General features: G+C 42.8%; 2 tRNA genes and 2 rRNA genes (2 of these 4 running past the window's edge). All 4 read left to right on the top strand.

Going from position 1 to position 930, the window contains the following annotated elements:
- Positions 1-388 (top strand): 16S ribosomal RNA (locus H0H63_RS01665) (it extends 975 nt beyond the left edge of the window).
- Between the two features lie 83 nt (positions 389-471).
- A tRNA-Ile gene (locus tag H0H63_RS01660) sits at positions 472-545 on the top strand.
- A gap of 33 nt (positions 546-578) precedes the next feature.
- Positions 579-652 (top strand) — tRNA-Ala (locus H0H63_RS01655).
- A gap of 52 nt (positions 653-704) precedes the next feature.
- Positions 705-930: ribosomal RNA gene (locus tag H0H63_RS01650) — 23S ribosomal RNA — on the top strand (it continues 2,594 nt past the right edge of the window).
- Together the 16S and 23S rRNA genes with 2 tRNA genes alongside form the textbook arrangement of a ribosomal RNA operon.

Here is a 930-nt window from a genome sequence, read left to right as displayed (position 1 = left end):
CTAGCAAGACTGCCGACGTAAGTCGAGAGGAAGGTGGGGATGACGTCAAATCATCACGGCTCTTATATCTTGGGCTACACACGTGCTACAATGGTCGGTACAAAGGGTTGCTACTGGGTGATCAGATGCTAATCTCTAAAAGCCGATCTCAGTTCGGATTGGAGTCTGCAACTCGACTCCATGAAGTTGGAATCGCTAGTAATCGCATATCAGCCATGATGCGGTGAATACGTTCCCGGGCCTTGTACACACCGCCCGTCAAGCCATGGAAGTCGGGGATACCTGAAATCGGTAACCGTAAAAGGAGCTGCTTAAGGTAAAATCGATAACTGGGGCTAAGTCGTAACAAGGTAGCCGTACCGGAAGGTGCGGCTGGAACATCTCTTTTTTTAGAGTATTTTTCTTATTAAAAAAAAGGTCTAAATTCAGTCTAGGAGCTTTTTCCTTTAGTTATAGAGATTGATTTTTATCAGTCTCGTAGCTCAGATGGTTAGAGCGCTACACTGATAATGTAGAGGTCCGCGGTTCAATTCCGCGCGAGACTATTAGTTAGTTAGTTGAATTAATTAGTTAGGAAAGGGGGATTAGCTCAGCTGGCTAGAGCGCCTGTTTTGCACGCAGGAGGTCATCGGTTCAACTCCGATATTCTCCATTCATATTTTTATAAAGTTCTTTGACATACATATAATATACAATAATAGAGTAAAAAAGCTAATGAAGAGCGTATGGTGGATGCCTTGGCTCTGAGAGGCGAAGAAGGACGTGATAAGCTGCGATAAGCTGCGGGGATTGGCACATACAAATTGATCCGCAGATTTCCGAATGGGGAAACCTATCATATTGATGATATGATATTACTTTCTTAAGTAAAGCAAACCTAGAAAACTGAAACATCTAAGTATCTAGAGGAAAAGAAAACAATAGTGATTC

This window comes from Blattabacterium cuenoti (assembly GCF_014251655.1).
In the GTDB taxonomy this organism is placed as follows: domain Bacteria; phylum Bacteroidota; class Bacteroidia; order Flavobacteriales; family Blattabacteriaceae; genus Blattabacterium; species Blattabacterium cuenoti_I.
The sequence above is the reverse complement of the archived record's forward strand: the minus strand, read 5'-3'. Positions and strand labels throughout refer to the sequence as shown.